The following is a 16,383-nucleotide window of genomic DNA, read 5'->3' as shown; positions in this document are numbered from 1 at the left end:
TACTTAGTCAAAACTTTTACTATTCACTTCCGTGGCTCCGGATGTCTTTAATGCGTCCTTGATTTTTTCCAAATCCACGGAAGCGTTCGTTGCGATATCTATGGCCATGACGTGTTTATCATCGGTACTCCTCAAATCATAGATCCTTGGTTGTCCCCAGGGCTTAAGATTGCTACTGATCATAAATACACCTACCATTCCAAATGCTGCCAAAAGTACCGTCAATTCAAACGTCACGGGAATGAAGTCCGGAAAAGCAGCGTGGTCTTTGCCTCCAATGATCATGGGCCAGTCAAATTTCATCATGTAAAACTGCATGGTAAGGGCCAAAGTCGTTCCCAGTACGCCAAACAAAAAGGCCGCAATGGGTAAGCTACTTCTCTTGTATCCTAACTCTTCATCCAATCCGTGAACCGGATAGGGAGAGAACACTTCGTGGATTCGAATCCCGGTCGCACGTACCTCTTTAACGGCATTCAGCAGAATGTCTTCATCATCAAAGATCCCCAGGATAAAATGCTTGTCTCTTTCCATGATTAGTTAATTTTTTTTTCAGATGAGGATTTCAAAACTGCCTTTACTTCCGCCATGTTGATCACCGGGAAAAATTTGGCAAACAATAGGAAGGCGGTGAAAAAGAAGCCAAATGTAAAGAGATAGACGCCCACATCGGTGATCGTAGGATAGAACATCACCCATGAAGATGGTAGAAAGTCCCGATGCAGGGAGGTCACGATAATCACGAACCGCTCAAACCACATCCCAATATTCACTACCAGTGAAAGGATAAACGTAGCGGCAATAGAGGTTCGGATTTTCTTGAACCAGAATAGTTGTGGAGAAATCACGTTACAAGTCATCATGGACCAATACGCCCACCAATAAGGACCAAACATCCGGTTCACAAAAGCATACTGCTCAGCAGCTACTCCTGAATACCAAGCCATAAAAAACTCGGTGATGTAGGCAATTCCTACAATAGAACCTGTAATGATTATCACGATATTCATCAATTCGATGTGCCCTATGGTAATATAATCCTCTAGTTTGAACACCTTACGGGTAACGATCATCAGGGTGAGCACCATCGCAAAACCGGAGAAAATCGCACCGGCCACAAAATAGGGCGGAAAGATGGTGGTATGCCATCCCGGTATTACCGAAGTGGCAAAGTCAAAGGATACAATCGTGTGCACGGAAAGTACCAAAGGGGTGGCCAAACCGGCCAATATCAGGGAAACGCTCTCATAGTGCATCCAGGTTTTCGCAGCGCCATCCCAGCCAAAGCTTAGTGCCCCGTAGATGGTTTTACGCAAACCGGTTGCTCGATCACGAATGGTGGCAAAATCAGGAATCAATCCGATATACCAAAAGACCAGGGAAACGGAAAAATAGGTAGATATCGCAAACACGTCCCAAAGCAGCGGAGAATTAAAATTCACCCATAACGACCCATACGTATTGGGTAAAGGCAGGGCCCAAATCGCTCCAACCCAGGGTCTCCCCATGTGGATCAACGGAAAAAGGGCCGCACAAATAACCGCAAAAATGGTCATGGCTTCGGCGGCGCGGTTAATGGATGTTCTCCATTTTTGCCTGAACAACAATAGTACCGCCGAAATAAGGGTGCCGGCGTGACCAATACCCACCCACCAAACAAAATTGGTGATATCCCAGGCCCAGCCTACGGTTTTGTTCAGGCCCCACATGCCAATGCCTTCCCAAAGCGTAGCTACCAGGGCCAAACTGCCTATCAAAAGTGCACCTAAGGAGACCGCCAACCCAAGCAGCCACCCTACGGTGGGCTTTCCTTCTACGTGCCTGGCGATATCATTGGTAACGTCCTTGTATGTCTTACCGCCGGTGACCAGCGGATCGCGTACGGGTGAAGTAACCTGCATATTTTATCGATTTATTTTTTTAAGCTTCGTTTTTGTCCTTATTTCTGATCTTGGTAAAATACCAAACATTGGGGCTAACATTAATTTCCTCCAGCACATGGTAGGCCCTTTCCTCATTGACCTCCTTGATCGCTTCCATTGAATTTTCCTCAATCTTAAGCATTTTGGATACCTTGGAATTGGAATCGTTCATGTCGCCAAATACGAGGGCTTCGGTGGGACAAGCCACGGCACAGGCTACGTTTATGTCTCCATCCTTTACTTCTCTCTTTTCACGCTTAGCAGTAAGTTTACCGGCCTGGATACGTTGCACACACATGGAACACTTTTCCATCACCCCTCTGGCTCTTACCGTTACATCCGGATTCAAAACCATTTTACCCAAATCATCATTTTGGGCGGTATTCACACCCGCAAAATCTTTATTGTCGTGGTACTTAAACCAGTTAAACCTTCGAACTTTATAAGGACAGTTATTGGCACAATAACGGGTACCGATACAGCGATTATAGGTCATCTGGTTCAGCCCCTCGGAACTATGCGTAGTGGCTACCACCGGACACACCGTCTCACAAGGAGCATTATTACAATGCTGACACATCATCGGCTGGAACGTCACTTCCGGATTGTCGGCAGCCTCCTCTAACTCTTTATACGAATCGGCCGTTTCCGGTGAACTGTAGTACCGATCTATTCGGATCCAGGCCATTTCCCGGCGATTCAGAACTTCTTCTTTGCCGACCACGGCCACGTTATTTTCCACCTGACAGGCCACCGTACAGGCGGCGCAGCCAATACAAGAATTCATATCAATGGCCAGTCCCCAGTGGTGCATGCTGTATTTGTGCCCGGACCATAGGGATATTTTACTGGGCTTTACGAATTCTCCGTCTTTGTAAATTTCCGGATGGTACCTTCCGGCACTAGCATCCTCTTTGTACTCGCCCAAGGTCGCTTCCTGAATGACGAAATCCCTTCCCATGTACGTTTGATGGGTTTGGGTCTGCGCAATACGGTAGGACTCTCCGCTGAGACTAACGCTTACACCTTCCGTTACATCGTAACTAACGTAACCATTACTACTGTTCAGCAGTGCGTAAGCATTTACGCCCAACCCATCGGCCACCCTACCGGCGGCTGTACGTCCGTACCCCAGTGCCAGACCAAAAGTGCCTTCCGCCTGTCCTGGCTGCACCAGAATGGGGACTGTAAAAGAAACGCCATTGGCCGAAACATTGGCCATTTGGGTGGCTCCTTCTTTCATTTGCAATCCGTTATCGTTGGCCCATTTTTGGGAAACGGTAAGGTAATTATCCCAGGTAGCTTTCGAAATCGGATCGGGCATTTCATGCAACCAGGGGTTGTTGGCAAACGTACCGGAACCAATACCTACTTTGGCATAAATTGCCAACTCGGATCCTGAACCTTGTGCCTGATACGTCTTTCCGATCGCAGCAACCGCCGCTGAAATATCTCCTGCTGCAGAAACGGTTTCTTCTTCCCCTTCCATTCCTTCGGCTTCCGAAGCCTGATATACGCCGTCATGCAGACAATTATCCCAAAAGGACTGAAAATCACTGCCCTCTCCAAGCCCTTCGTGCAGGGCCTGCCAATCTTCTCTGATAAAGTCGTAATAAGAAGTCGAATTGCCAGCCCATTTTAAAAAGCTTTCCTGCGCCTGACGCGTATTAAATAATGGAGTAATGGTAGGTTGAGCCAGGCTGTATAGACCCTTCTTGGGCCTGAAATCATTCCAGGATTCAAGGTAATGATGATCCGGTGCCAGGTATTGTACGAGCGAAGCAGTTTCGTTCTTCACCTCGGAGGTGGCTACGGATACCTTGGCTTTGGCAATGCCGTCTGCCAGTGCCTGCCCGCCACCAAAATCGTATACCGGGTTGCAATTGTAAAAAATAACGGCCCCTACACTTCCACTATTCAATTCGCTAACCAATTGGTTCATGCGCTGATCGTCTCCCTTTCGGAAATAAACCGGATTTTGAAAATCTACCGTGGAGCCCGTATTCCCTAATAGTTCGTTGATGGCATGGATGATTACCTGAACATTCGGGTCATTCGAACCGGATACCACGAGGCTGTTTCCTCTGTTGGCCCACAATTCATCCGCTGCCCTGGACAGGTGAAGTACATCCAGGTTAGCTCCCCCGGCACTGCCAGCACCTGCCTTTCCGGCAATCATATTATAAAGCGACAATACCGCCAAACCACTCTGTGACGGGGCAAGGGGCGTTCGGTAATCGGCATTTGCACCTGTCAGAGACAGATTGGATTCAAACTGGAAATGCCGGGACATTTCCGGACTTTCTTTGGAAATTTTCCTGCCTTTGCTATACTGCCGTGCAAATTCTATAGGGGAAATCCAGCTTCCCAGAAAATCTGCCGCAAAACTTGCAATTACCTTTGCCTTATCAAAATGATAAGATGGAAGCGTCCTGGAGCCGTAATAGGTTTCACTCGCCCGTGTAATGCCATAATTGGAAATGGGATCGTAGGTAACCAATTCTACATCTCCATAGCGTTCTGCGAACTGCCGGATAGCCCGATCGGTACTTGGAGACAAAATGGTGTTGGAGACAATCTTAATGGACCCGGCAGCAGCCAACTTGCTTCCCAACTCTGCATCCAATGCAGGCCATTCGGCAGGCTGTCCATTTATCTGAGGGCCGGTCAGCCTCGCCTTGTCGTACAGGGAAAGCACCGACGCTTCTACGATGGCGTTGGTGCCACCCTGTGTGATGGGAGAAAGGGAATTTCCGTCGATCTTGATCGGACGACCTTCCCTTGTTTTCACCACGATAGACGCATAATCACCACCGCTGGCGAAGGTAGAAGCATAATAATTAGGAACGGAAGGGTTGATATCTACGGGCTTGTTTACGTAGGGGATGGCCTTTCTCACCGGTGCTTCGCAAGCTGCCAGGGAGGCGGCCGCCACACTGAACCCCATCATTTTCAGAAAATCCCTTCGGGAGGATCCACCGTCTTCCGATTGATTTTTCTTTGAGGTAAAACCCGGAAATTCCTGATCGGCGTGTTTTACAAACTCGGGATCGTTTGTCAACTGCTCTATGCCTTTCCAATATGTCTTTTTATTTTCTTTCATTGTATATTAAAGAAAAGAATGTTCGTAAAGATTTAATAGTGACATTTTGCACATTCCAGACCTCCAATGTCCTTGACCTTCAAGGCATCTTTGGATTCAGAATGCAACTGCACGAGTTTATCGTAATATTCATTGCCCCGGGTGGTGATCTCCGTATTACGGTGACAATCAATACACCAGCCCATGGTCAGTGAACTGTGTTGGTATACCACTTCCATTTCTTCGATCGGTCCGTGGCAGGTCTGACATTCCACACCTCCTACCGCTACGTGCTGGGAATGATTAAAATACGCCAGGTCTGGCAGGTTGTGCACCCGAACCCATTCTATGGGCTGATCGTTGTCCACGGCGGCATATATTTTAGCAATTTCCGGAGAAATGCCCTCCTGGCCGCCTACATTTTGTATGTGCATGTGGCAATTCATACAAATATTAGCGGAAGGAATATTGGCTGACTTTCCGATCTCGACGCCCGTATGGCAATACTGACAAGGGATTTCGTACTCCCCGGCGTGAAGCTCATGCGAATAAGCGATCGGTTGCGAAGGCGCATATCCTTCCTGAACACCAATGGTGTATAAGCCATCAACGGCCGTCTTGACTACAAAGGCCAACACAATGGTGGTTACAATCACTATAAAGCCATCACTTTTCAAGATGGACAGGTAGTCGGTCTTCTGGTTGATAAATTCTTTATCGTCTGCATCCAGCTTATCGCTGTTGTTCATGTACTTGGTCAGGACCGATACGATCAACCCCAAAACCACCAGCACCAAAATCAAAACGATTACCAACACTACCAGAATAATGGTCAGGTATTCGCTGGGAATGCCTCCTCCGGATCCTCCACCTGATTCCGCACCCGCATCGGCAGCAGAAGCAGCCGCTTCAGGTTCTGCCTTGTCGCCGTATTCAATGTAGGCCAATAGGTTCATCAGTTCACCATCGCCTAAAAAGTCCATCGGCGGCATGACGGTGTTGTTGTATTCTGCAAACAACTCCACGGCAATGGGATCCCCGCTTTGAATTAAGACCTGAGAATTGAGAATGAATTGTTTGGTCCATTCCAGCTCCCTACGCTCGGTAACACCTCGCAGGGCAGGTCCAATTAATTTCTGGTCCAGCCGGTGACAGGTTTTACAGTTGGCGTTGAAAATAGACTGACCCGCGGAGATAGCATCTTCGCTATCCGGTACTTCAGGGTCCACCGCATACGCCTGAAACCCCAAAACGAGGAAAAACAGGACCATCAGGTGGATAACGCGAAAGGAAACCCCTAATAATGAGCGTTTGATCGACATAGTTATATATACTTTTTCAGATTATCTCAGTGCAATTCAAATTCCCCACAAATGTACTACCCAAGTTCTATTTTTCAAACTTGCAGAAGAGGTGGGTATCTGATTGGTTAAAAATTGTAAAATGATTGTAACCTTTTGTATTCCAAAGTATTATAAAACAAGTGTTTGCATTTTAATTAATTTAGAACCGTTATAAATAACTCCGTTTCTTTATAATTTACGAAATAAAATTACCCGGCCGGGCGGTCATATTGGATGGGTGTGAAATTTTAGTTAAAAATCCAGGCCAGGTATGAAAATAATATTTTTTGCCCAGTTGATTTGAATGGGTAGCTTTTAATTCCTAAATTTGCGCTTCAATTAAGCAAAAGGTCGAGTGGCCGAGTGGCTAGGCAGAGGTCTGCAAAACCTTGTACAGCGGTTCGAATCCGCTCTCGACCTCCAAAAAGCATCCCCTGGGGATGCTTTTTTTGTTCCCCCTTCAGAAACTTCCAGTAGGTATCGGCGTAGCTAACTGAGCATCGTTCAGAAACGTTTCTGTGGTAATCCAAACGGATGCATCACAGGTTTCTCAGATTAACCCTTAAAAATAAATCCGTGGACATCAGTGGTGAAATAAAACCCTCAAGAACATAAAAAAAGCGCCAACCGTAACCGGAAAGCGCTTTTTAAATTTAATTAACAATCTTATTTTTTCGTCTGATCCATTTTTTCCTTCAAAGCAGACAGTGCGTCCAAATCTCCCAAGGTGGATTTTTCTCCTCCAGCACCGCTGTCGGTCCCGCCGGTAGCCTTTTTCTTGGCTCCTGTAGTCGGTTTCTTAGCACTCGCTTTAGGCATGGCCTCTTCTTTAAAGGTAGCCGTATGCGAAAGCACGATACGCTTATCATCTTTAGAGAATTCCGTTACCCGGAAGTCCAGACTTTCGCCAGCTTCTGCCTGCGTTCCGTCTTCTTTCTCCAGATTTTTGGCTGTCGCAAAACCTTCCAGTCCATAAGGAAGCTCCAACACGGCTCCTTTGTCATTCTTGGAGATGATAGAGCATTTGTGAGAAGAACCGATCGGGAACACACTCTCAAAGGTATCCCAGGGATTCTCTTCGAGTTGCTTGTGACCCAATGCCAGTCTTCTGCTGTCCAGATCCAACTCGAGCACAATTACGTCCAATTCGTCTCCTACTTTCACAAACTCGGAAGGGTGCTTGATTTTTTTGGTCCAGGACAGGTCGGAAACGTGTACCAGGCCGTCGATTCCCTCTTCCAATTCGAGGAACAATCCAAAATTGGTCAGGTTACGAACAATCCCTTTGTGTTTGGTGCCGATGGCGTATTTCTCACCCATCTCTGCTTTGGTCCATGGATCCTCGGTAAGCTGCTTAATGCCCAAAGACATTTTTCGCTCGTCCTTATCCATGGTCAATACAACCGCATCGATTTCGTCACCCACCTTTACAAAGTCGGCTGGATTTCTCAGGTGCTGTGACCAGGACATTTCCGAAACGTGAATTAGCCCCTCTACGCCAGGTGCCAGTTCCAGGAAGGCACCATAATCGGCCACATTAACAATTTTGCCCTTGACCTTGGAACCAACTTCCAGACTGGCTGAAAGGGAATCCCATGGATGTGGGGTCAGTTGCTTCATGCCCAGGGAGATTCTCTTTTTATCATCATCGAAGTCCAGTACCACGATCTGTACTTTGTCGTCCAGATTAAGTACTTCTTCGGGATGGTTGATTCGGCCCCAGGAAATATCGGTGATGTGCAATAATCCGTCGACACCTCCCAAATCGATGAATACACCGAAATTGGTCATGTTTTTGATTACCCCTTCGAGTACCTGGCCTTTTTCCAGGTTGTTCAGGATCTCGGCTTTTTGCTTCTCCAGATCTTTTTCTATCAACACTTTGTGTGAAACCACCACGTTGTCGTTGGCATGGTTGATTTTCACCACTTTCACTTCCATCTTTTTGCCCACGTAGATATCAAAATCCCGGATAGGCTTCACGTCAATTTGGGATCCCGGCAGGAAGGCCTCTACTCCGTAAATATCCACGATTAATCCGCCTTTTGTTCTGCGCTTTACCAGTCCTTCGATCACATTGTCTTCTTCCAATGCTTCCTCGATGGTCTGCCAGGCTTTCACCATTTTCGCTTTCTTGCGGGAAAGGACCAGTTGTCCCAATGAATTTTCCTGCTCCTCAATAAACAACTCCACCTCGTCTCCGATTTTAAGGTCTTCAAGGTCACGGAATTCGTTCAAAGGCACCAGCCCGTCTGATTTGAAACCAATATTGATGATCACGTCCTTGTCGTTAATGCCGACTACGGTGCCGGTAATAACTTCCTTTTCAGTGATCTCGGTAAGGGTCTTGTCGTACAGCTTTTCCATCTCGGCCCTTTCAGCCTTGGTATAGCCTTCTCCAAATCCCTTGGTTTCGAATTTTTCCCAGTTAAAATCTTCTTGATTTGACATATAATATAGTACAACCCTGATTTTCAACAGCCTTAGGGTCATCTGGCTGAGGTTTTATTTCGGATTTCCCTCCTTAGAGTGAACCGTTCACCCGAACGGATTGCAAATTTACGAATATTTTTGCCAATAGAAATGGGTAACCCACAAAAAATCAAGTTCTTTCCATTCCGGCATCGTAACTATCCCACCGGCTTGACCTCCAGAAAGGGCAACCACTCCGCTGCATGCCGTTCGGCATATTCAGCCAGGAAATAAGACAGGGTAGGACGAAAGGGCAAGCTACGTAGCTGCATGCCTGCCTGCTCGGGTGTTTTGTCACCTTTGAGCGTGTTACAGCGGTGGCAGGCCGTGACCAGGTTCTTCCAACTGCTCTTTCCTCCCTTAGAGCGGGGAATTACGTGATCCAGCGTCAGGCTTTTTTCCCCTCCACAATACTGGCAGCTGTGTTGATCCCGCTTAAAAAGATTGTTCCGGTTTAGCATCACCCCCTTATAGGGGATGTTTTTATATTCGTAAAGCCGGATTACGGCGGGGTAGGGAAATACCCGATCTACGGTTCGGATTTCCAGGTAATCGAAATGGACCAAAGGAGTCGCTTTTTCCAGAAAAGTCAGTACAAACGCCTTTTGAGCGTTGACAATGCCGATGGGTGTATGATCCAAATTCAGCACCAGTACCTTTTTTTCCATCCGCTCCTTCATTATTTTAAAAGATTTTTAACATGAAGAACCTGAGCATTGTGGGATTTGTTTTTGGATGCCGACCAATTTTCCGGATCAAATTTCAGGATTCGGACCTTCCCGTCTACCAGGAGTAGTTGCCCTTCTCCCATATACAGGCCGACTCCGGAGGGAATTCCGTGTTCATTGCCGAAAATCAGCATGTCCGCTGCCTGCATTCCAGCTAAACCCACCTCCTCTCCTGCCGTTAAAAAGGCAGAAAGGTAATTTGGAACCCGATAGCCCCCGATTTTGAAAACCAGCTGTAGCCAACTCCCTCCGAACAGGCCAAAAATACTTCTCCCTCCCGACAGGTAGGGGGCATTGAGGAAGCCGGTTGCAATAGAGACGAGCTGTTGTCGGGTTACTTTTTCAGAAAAAGGTCGGCTCTCTCCGTCGAATGAAAAGGATGCTGCCCAATCGAAAAGCTCATTTTGGTCGGCATGTAGTTGGCTTCCGGGAAGTAAATAAACGGGGGTTTTGTCCCAGATAAGTTTGCCAATGGTACTGGTGGTAACGTGGAACGCTGCCTGGCCAAAAAATACAAACTCTCTTTCTTCCAACTGCTGGTGTTGGGAGGTGAGTATCCATCCGGATCCGGCCTGGTTTTCGCCTTCGGCAAAGAGCCAATCGCCGTCTTTCGTCCGGCGGGAGATCTGGTACAGCTCCCCAAAAAGCAACTGTGAACTCATCCCGGAGCCAGGCACCGGTTCCCGGTACATGGGTAGGAGCGTTACCCGGCAAATTCCATAGGCACGCTCAGAAAGCCATTCGTTGGAGGTCCCGTTTTGCATCTTTTTCTTTTATAGATTGCCGTTTATCGTGGATTTTTTTGCCTTTTGCCAGTGCTATTTCCATTTTGGCGAGGCCCCTGTCGTTGATAAATATACGAACCGGAACGATGGAAAGCCCCTTTTCCGAAAACTTATTTTGAAGTTTTCGGAGCTCTTGTTTCTGTAGCAATAGTTTGCGCTCCCTTACAGGATCGTGGTTATAATGGGTGGCCAGGGTGTAGGGAGCGATGTGCATTTGCTTGATAAACAATTCTTCCCCTTTGAAATAACAGTAGGCCTCCGTGAGGGAAACCCTTCCTTCCCGGATGGATTTGATTTCGGAACCTCGTAAAACCAAGCCTGCCTTGAATTTATCTAAAAATTCAAATTCAAAACTTGCCTTTTTGTTTTTAATATTGATAATCTTATCAAATGTATTTTTTTTAGCCATGGTTTCCAATTTTCATTCTTGCCAACGGACTGATGTCCAGGTCGCAAAATATTCCCGCCCGATACTTGTAGTGTGCTGCCATTGCCACCATAGCGGCATTATCGGTACAATATTCAAGTTTGGGAAGGTAAATTTGCCAGTCGTTTTCGAGGGCTGCTTCTTTTAACGCATTCCGCAGTCCGGAGTTTGCCGACACCCCTCCTGCAATGGCCACCTCTCGGATTTGTTGCTCCCGGCTTGCCTTCACGAGCTTTTGCATCAACATTTTTACAAGGGTATATTGCACCGAGGCACAAATATCTTCCAGATGAGTCGCAATAAAGTCCGGTTCGTTTTTGATGTTCTCTTTCAGGAAATACAAAACAGCGGTCTTAATTCCACTAAAGGAAAAAGCCAATCCTTTCATATCCGATACGGGAAAAGAATAAGCCTTTGGATTGCCCTTGCTGGCCAGTCTGTCCAGGTGAGGGCCTCCCGGATAGGGTAGACCCAGGATTTTGGCGATTTTGTCAAATGCTTCTCCCACCGCATCGTCGGAGGTTTCACCAAGCACCTCCATGTCCAGGTGACTCTTTACCAGGACCAATTGGGTATGTCCCCCACTAACGGTCAGACATATAAAAGGAAAATTCGGCGATGGTTTTTCGATAAAATGTGCCAGCACATGCGCTTCCATATGGTTCACTTCGATCAAAGGAATATTCAGCGCATAGGCAAATGCCTTGGCAAACGACCCGCCTACCAACAGGGCTCCCATCAACCCGGGTCCCCGGGTAAAAGCCACTGCTGTCAGGTCTTTTTTGGAAATCCCCGAGGTTCGGAGTGCTTCCGCTACCACTGGAATCAGGTGTTGCTGGTGGGCTCTTGAAGCCAGCTCCGGCACCACACCACCATATTTCTCGTGGACAGATTGCGTCGCGACAATATTATTAAGTATTTTGCCATCAGAAATCACCGCTGCCGACGTTTCATCACAGGAGGATTCGATAGCCAATATAGTACAACTCATTTAGCGTCTGTTGGAAAATAAACCGAAAGTTAAGGAAATTTTGATGAAAGCCCTCAGGAGAGTATTTCTGTTCCTGCGGTACCTGCTGTTCTTTCTTATATTCCTGACCATATTGTTGCAAATCCCCTCCATTCAGACCTACCTGGCCGGGTTTATTACCAACCGCATCTCCACAGGTACCGGTTACCTCACCGATATTGGCCGGGTAAACATCCGCTGGTGGGATGCTGTAAGTCTTCGCGAGGTCCGGGTCTACGATCTTCAGGACAGCCTGATGGCCGACTTGGATGAGGTCTATATCGATTTTTCAGTTCGTGGCCTCCTGGACAAGGATCGGCCAGGCCTGGACGAGGTAAACCTGCGAAACGGAAATGTCAGACTACTGACCCACCCTGGTGGGGAGGGACTCAATATTTCCGTTTTCCTGGAAAGACTGCGGGAGACATTTTTTGTGTCTCCCAACAAACAAAAAGCGCCTGCCCCTACTTTTGGGATTGCTTCCATTTCCTTTGACCAAACTTCGTTGGACATCATTGACTACACCCAGCCGGAGATGGACATTAAATTCGACTATGCCAATTTGCTATTTCGGGACCTGGTGGCCAGGGCGGAAAACTTTTACGTGCGTAGAGATACCGTGGCTTTTAATCTGCGCTACATGAAAGGTGTCGAGTCTAATTCGGGCATGGTATTCCAGCAATTGCGAACCGATTTCACCTACTCCGGTACCGGGATGGAATTTAAATACCTGTACCTGAAATCCAACGAAACAGTGATCAAGAACTACCTCCGGATGGATTATGAAACGGTGGCCGATTTACGAGATTTTAACCGGAAGGTAGACCTGATCGCCCAACTGGATGAAACGGTACTCGATATTCGGGATCTGAGGTATTTTTCGGACAATATTCCTCCTATAAACGATCGAATTTCCCTCAGTGGAGAAATAATCGGTAAGATAAATTCTATTTTTTCGGAAGAATTGCTGTTGCGTTTTGGGGAAAGAAGTGCGCTTTTCGGAAAATTCAATATTGAAGGACTTCCGCAGGTCGATAACACCTTTTTTAGCCTCTCCCTGACAAATTCCGTGATGCTACCGGAAGATTTGTATCCCTACGTCAGTAATGAGGCCCGAAGGGAACTGGATAAGTTTGGGACGGTACGCTTTGATTCCGACTTTGAAGGATACCTGCGCGATTTTACTGCCAAGGGTGATTTCAGAACGGAAATTGGTCTGCTAAAAGGCCAAGTGAATTACCGTGATAATGGAGGCCCTCCGACCTATGAAGGCCAATTGGAAGCGGTGGAATTCGACCTGGGTGTACTGACCGAGGAGCCGGAAAATTTTCAGAAAGTCAGTTTTAAAGGTGATGTAAAAGGTACCGGACTCACGGTAAACACAGCACTCATCGAACTGGATGCAAGCATTAGCAAAATCGGCATAAACCAATACGATTTTACCCAGATAGAAACCAAGGCCACCTACGGAAAGGACTTGTTTCAGGGAACATTGAGTGTTAATGATTCCAATCTGGTGATGAGCGTGGACGGCACGCTGGATTTACGAAACAACAAAGACTCCGCAAACCTGATGCTACGGCTGGACACTGCATTTCTCAACCGCATTCGCCTAACCGAAAAGGATATTTTCCTGAGCGGGAATTTCGAACTGGATACGAAAGGGATACATTGGGATACCATAGAAGGAGTCACCCGATTCAGAGATGTGCTGATCAGCTACGATGGCAGGGATCTTTTTCTCGACTATTTTTTATTTCAATCCTTGTTTACCGAAGATTCCCGTGTCATTTCTCTCAATTCGGACTTATTGGTTGCGGGAATCAGCGGGGATTTTAAAGTACAACAACTAGGGCAGGACATCCAACGACTCTGGGAGGATTATTATGACATTCTCACGAATGATTATAATCCAGCCGCCAGGAAACAAGCCCTGAACGGAGACCCCTACCACATTGACCTGACCCTGGACCTGCAAGATCCGAATCCCATCTTGAACCTGATCGATCCCAGATTGTTTATCTCCAGCAACACCCAAATGGAAGGGGCTTTTTACAAAACGGAGCGCAATACAGTATTCAACTTTTATACAGGTATCGATACCATTTATTACAATAACAACTATTTTATAAATACTGACATTGACCTCAACACCTCTAAATACAAGGACAGTGACGAAGTATTGGCTTCGTTCTACGTGCTTTCCAAGGAGATTCAGCTAAATTCCGGGTTTAACTTTCACAATCTTTCCATGGAAACAATCTGGGATCAGTCCCAACTAAACCTCTCTTTTTACCTGGACCAATTGGAGACGGAAAGCTATGCGAATATTTCGGCAGGGGTAAACCTTTCCCGGGACCAGACCCGGATAGAATTCGCCCCGTCGGAAATCAAGCTTCTGGAAGATTTCTGGCAATTTGAACCCGGCAACAGCATTACCATCGGTGCGGCAGAAACCCATTTCCAAAATCTCAAGATCTTTCACGAAAACCAATACATTTCTGCCGAAGGGAAAATCAATTTGGATCCCGGGGATCAGATGGAAATAACCGTAAACGAATTGAACTTGAATTTCCTGAATTCATTCGGTATGCGGGATTACGAGGGTACCGCAAATGGCCGGGTCAGCCTTGCCGAAGGCTGGAATAAAGAAGGCATGCAGGGCAGCCTGTCGGTAATAGGCATCCGGATCAATGATTTCCTGGTTGGCGAAATTGAAGCGGAAGCCCTCTTCGCTGATCAAGCGGTCAACTTATCACTTCAAAACTACCGGGAAGGAAAGAAAGTAATCGAACTTTCCGGCAACCTGGGTTCTGATACACAGGAAATGGCCCTGAATGCTGCGTTTGAAAATGCGAATTTATCGGTTATCGAGCCCTTCATTTCCGATTATATTAGCCAGATCGATGGTAACCTTAGCGGAAACCTATCGGTAAGCGGCAGCATCACCCGGCCGATCGTCGAGGGTTTGGGAAGACTCGAAGGAGCTACGTTTCGGTTCAATTACCTGAATACTACCTATCTGATAGACGGAAATGTAATTTTCGAGCCCAATGACATTAGCTTCAGGGGGCTGGAGCTAAAGGACATCAATAATAATACCGCCCGGCTGAGAGGCGGGATCACGCACGATAACTTTGACAATTTCATTCTGGATCTGGACGCCTCCATCACCAATTTTCAGGTAATGAATACCAGTGCAGCCGATAACGACCTGTTTTTCGGAGTGGCCTACGCTACGGGAGACATTAATGTCTTCGGAGCTGCCAATAACCTGGACCTGACCGCAAATGCTACTTCCCAGCCCAATACCAGGGTGTACATTCCCATAGGGGACACCAACGGACAATCTCAGGAAGACTTCATCAATATCATCAATGTTCGGGATACCACGCAATCGGTTAGTTTTGAGGAAAGCGTAGACAAGCTGACCATCAATAACCTTCGCATGAACCTCAACCTGGACCTTACCCCCGATGCCTATGTGGAAATTCAAATTGACCCCAAAACAGATGAAAACATACAAGGCAGAGGAAGGGGAGTCTTGAATCTGAATATCGATACCCAGGGGAATTTCAACATGGTAGGAAATTTCGAAATCGTAGATGCTTTGTATAATTTTTCGCTGTATAACGTCATCAACAAAAAATTCCTAATAGAGCCAGGGGGTGTCATTAATTGGTATGGGGATCCTTATGAAGGGGTGATGGACATTTCTGCGGTTTATGAGGAAAATGTTTCCCTGACTTCCCTGCAAACCACTGCCAGCCAGAATCAATTTGAAAGCAATCAGTTGAAGCGGCGATTTCCGGTAAAAGTGATCATGGACCTGGACGGCCCCTTATTATCCCCGGATATTGGCTTTGATTTTGATTTTTCAGAGTTTCCGGAAGATAGCGAATTGCAAACTACCATATCGGCTTTCCGAAACCGCATCGCGAATGATGAGCAGGAAAAAAACCGCCAGGTATTTTCACTCATAATGCTACGTAGGTTTTCGCCCGAGGGGCAGTTTAGCGGGTCCGGCATTGGCTTTTCCAACCTCAGCCAGCTAATTTCTTCCCAACTAAACAACCTCATCGCTCAGGTAGATGAAAATCTGGAAATTGATTTTGACCTGGTAGGATTGGACGAAACGGCACTGGAAACGTTTCAGCTGCGGGTTGCCTACACCTTTTTCGATGGCCGCCTGCGGGTGACCCGTGACGGTGGTTTTACCGATCTGCAGGGAAATGCCGATTTTAACACCATTGCCGGGGACTGGCAGGCTGAATACCTGCTCACCGAAGATGGCAGGTACCGCGTACGGGTGTACAACCGCAACAATTTCAATACGCTAACGGCCCTTGGCATCAATAACCGGGCACCCAACACCTACGGCGTGTCAGTATCCCAAAACCTGCTCTTTAGTTCATTAAAAGAGCTATTCCAGAACTTTAGTAGAAACAGAGACCTGCCCATCAGCGATTCGGATGAATACCTGCGCGGCGATTTCACCATCCATCTGGACGAAGTGGCCCCCGAATTATTTCAACCTGATCCGCCAATCGATCCCTCAGGAATCCGCATCCTGGAAAAGGAACTGCCTGAAAAACCTTAAACATTTTTCGAATAC

10 protein-coding genes and 1 tRNA gene are annotated in these 16,383 nt (G+C 47.0%); 2 read left to right on the top strand and 9 right to left on the bottom strand.

Translation table 11 applies throughout. The features are described 5' to 3' along the window. Positions 1 to 3 precede the first annotated feature (3 nt). From GJQ68_RS16555 to GJQ68_RS16540, 4 genes are read right to left on the bottom strand one after another with little or no spacing between them, the layout of a single operon-like run. On the bottom strand, positions 4 to 534 hold the full coding sequence (locus GJQ68_RS16555) for a DUF3341 domain-containing protein (protein WP_162341279.1): 531 nt from the start codon (positions 532 to 534) through the stop codon (positions 4 to 6). A gap of 2 nt (positions 535 to 536) precedes the next feature. Then, positions 537 to 1,901 (bottom strand): NrfD/PsrC family molybdoenzyme membrane anchor subunit, encoded by a 1,365-nt coding sequence (gene nrfD, locus GJQ68_RS16550; RefSeq protein WP_162418415.1) that lies wholly within the window; start codon positions 1,899 to 1,901, stop codon positions 537 to 539. A 19-nt stretch (positions 1,902 to 1,920) separates the two neighbouring features. Continuing rightward, the gene (locus tag GJQ68_RS16545; protein ID WP_162418414.1) at positions 1,921 to 5,025 is read right to left on the bottom strand and encodes a TAT-variant-translocated molybdopterin oxidoreductase; all 3,105 of its coding nucleotides are present in this window, start codon (positions 5,023 to 5,025) and stop codon (positions 1,921 to 1,923) included. Between the two features lie 32 nt (positions 5,026 to 5,057). Continuing rightward, entirely contained in the window at positions 5,058 to 6,326 is a 1,269-nt protein-coding gene (locus GJQ68_RS16540; RefSeq protein WP_162418413.1) for a c-type cytochrome, read from the bottom strand. Between the two features lie 370 nt (positions 6,327 to 6,696). On the opposite strand from GJQ68_RS16540, the gene GJQ68_RS16535 reads away from it, so the two are divergent. Then, positions 6,697 to 6,770 (top strand) — tRNA-Cys (locus tag GJQ68_RS16535). A gap of 243 nt (positions 6,771 to 7,013) precedes the next feature. Here GJQ68_RS16535 and rpsA read toward each other — a convergent pair. The 5 genes from rpsA to tsaD all read right to left on the bottom strand — a co-directional run bounded on the left by rpsA (position 7,014) and on the right by tsaD (position 11,750). Beyond that, entirely contained in the window at positions 7,014 to 8,798 is a 1,785-nt protein-coding gene (rpsA, locus tag GJQ68_RS16530; protein WP_162341272.1) for a 30S ribosomal protein S1, read from the bottom strand. Between the two features lie 179 nt (positions 8,799 to 8,977). Beyond that, positions 8,978 to 9,487 (bottom strand): HNH endonuclease, encoded by a 510-nt coding sequence (locus GJQ68_RS16525; protein WP_162418412.1) that lies wholly within the window; start codon positions 9,485 to 9,487, stop codon positions 8,978 to 8,980. Positions 9,488 to 9,498: 11 nt separating this feature from the next. Beyond that, on the bottom strand, positions 9,499 to 10,311 hold the full coding sequence (locus GJQ68_RS16520) for an NlpC/P60 family protein (protein ID WP_162418411.1): 813 nt from the start codon (positions 10,309 to 10,311) through the stop codon (positions 9,499 to 9,501). After that, positions 10,277 to 10,741: an SsrA-binding protein SmpB gene (smpB, locus tag GJQ68_RS16515; protein WP_162341268.1), complete on the bottom strand. Its 465-nt coding sequence runs from the start codon at positions 10,739 to 10,741 to the stop codon at positions 10,277 to 10,279. Before smpB ends, GJQ68_RS16520 begins: the two co-directional genes overlap by 35 nt. Continuing rightward, complete coding sequence (gene tsaD / locus GJQ68_RS16510) at positions 10,734 to 11,750, bottom strand: tRNA (adenosine(37)-N6)-threonylcarbamoyltransferase complex transferase subunit TsaD (protein ID WP_162418410.1); 1,017 nt, start codon at positions 11,748 to 11,750, stop codon at positions 10,734 to 10,736. The genes smpB and tsaD overlap by 8 nt, the downstream gene beginning before the upstream one ends. 43 nt (positions 11,751 to 11,793) lie before the next feature. Between tsaD and GJQ68_RS16505 the strand changes: the two genes are divergently transcribed. Further along, on the top strand, positions 11,794 to 16,368 hold the full coding sequence (locus GJQ68_RS16505; protein ID WP_235941646.1) for a translocation/assembly module TamB domain-containing protein: 4,575 nt from the start codon (positions 11,794 to 11,796) through the stop codon (positions 16,366 to 16,368). The last annotated feature ends 15 nt before the right edge of the window (positions 16,369 to 16,383 follow it).

The organism is Cyclobacterium roseum, from assembly GCF_010119225.1.
Taxonomy (GTDB): domain Bacteria; phylum Bacteroidota; class Bacteroidia; order Cytophagales; family Cyclobacteriaceae; genus Cyclobacterium; species Cyclobacterium roseum.
Note: the sequence above shows the minus strand (reverse complement) of the source record. Positions and strands in the feature narration are given on the sequence as shown.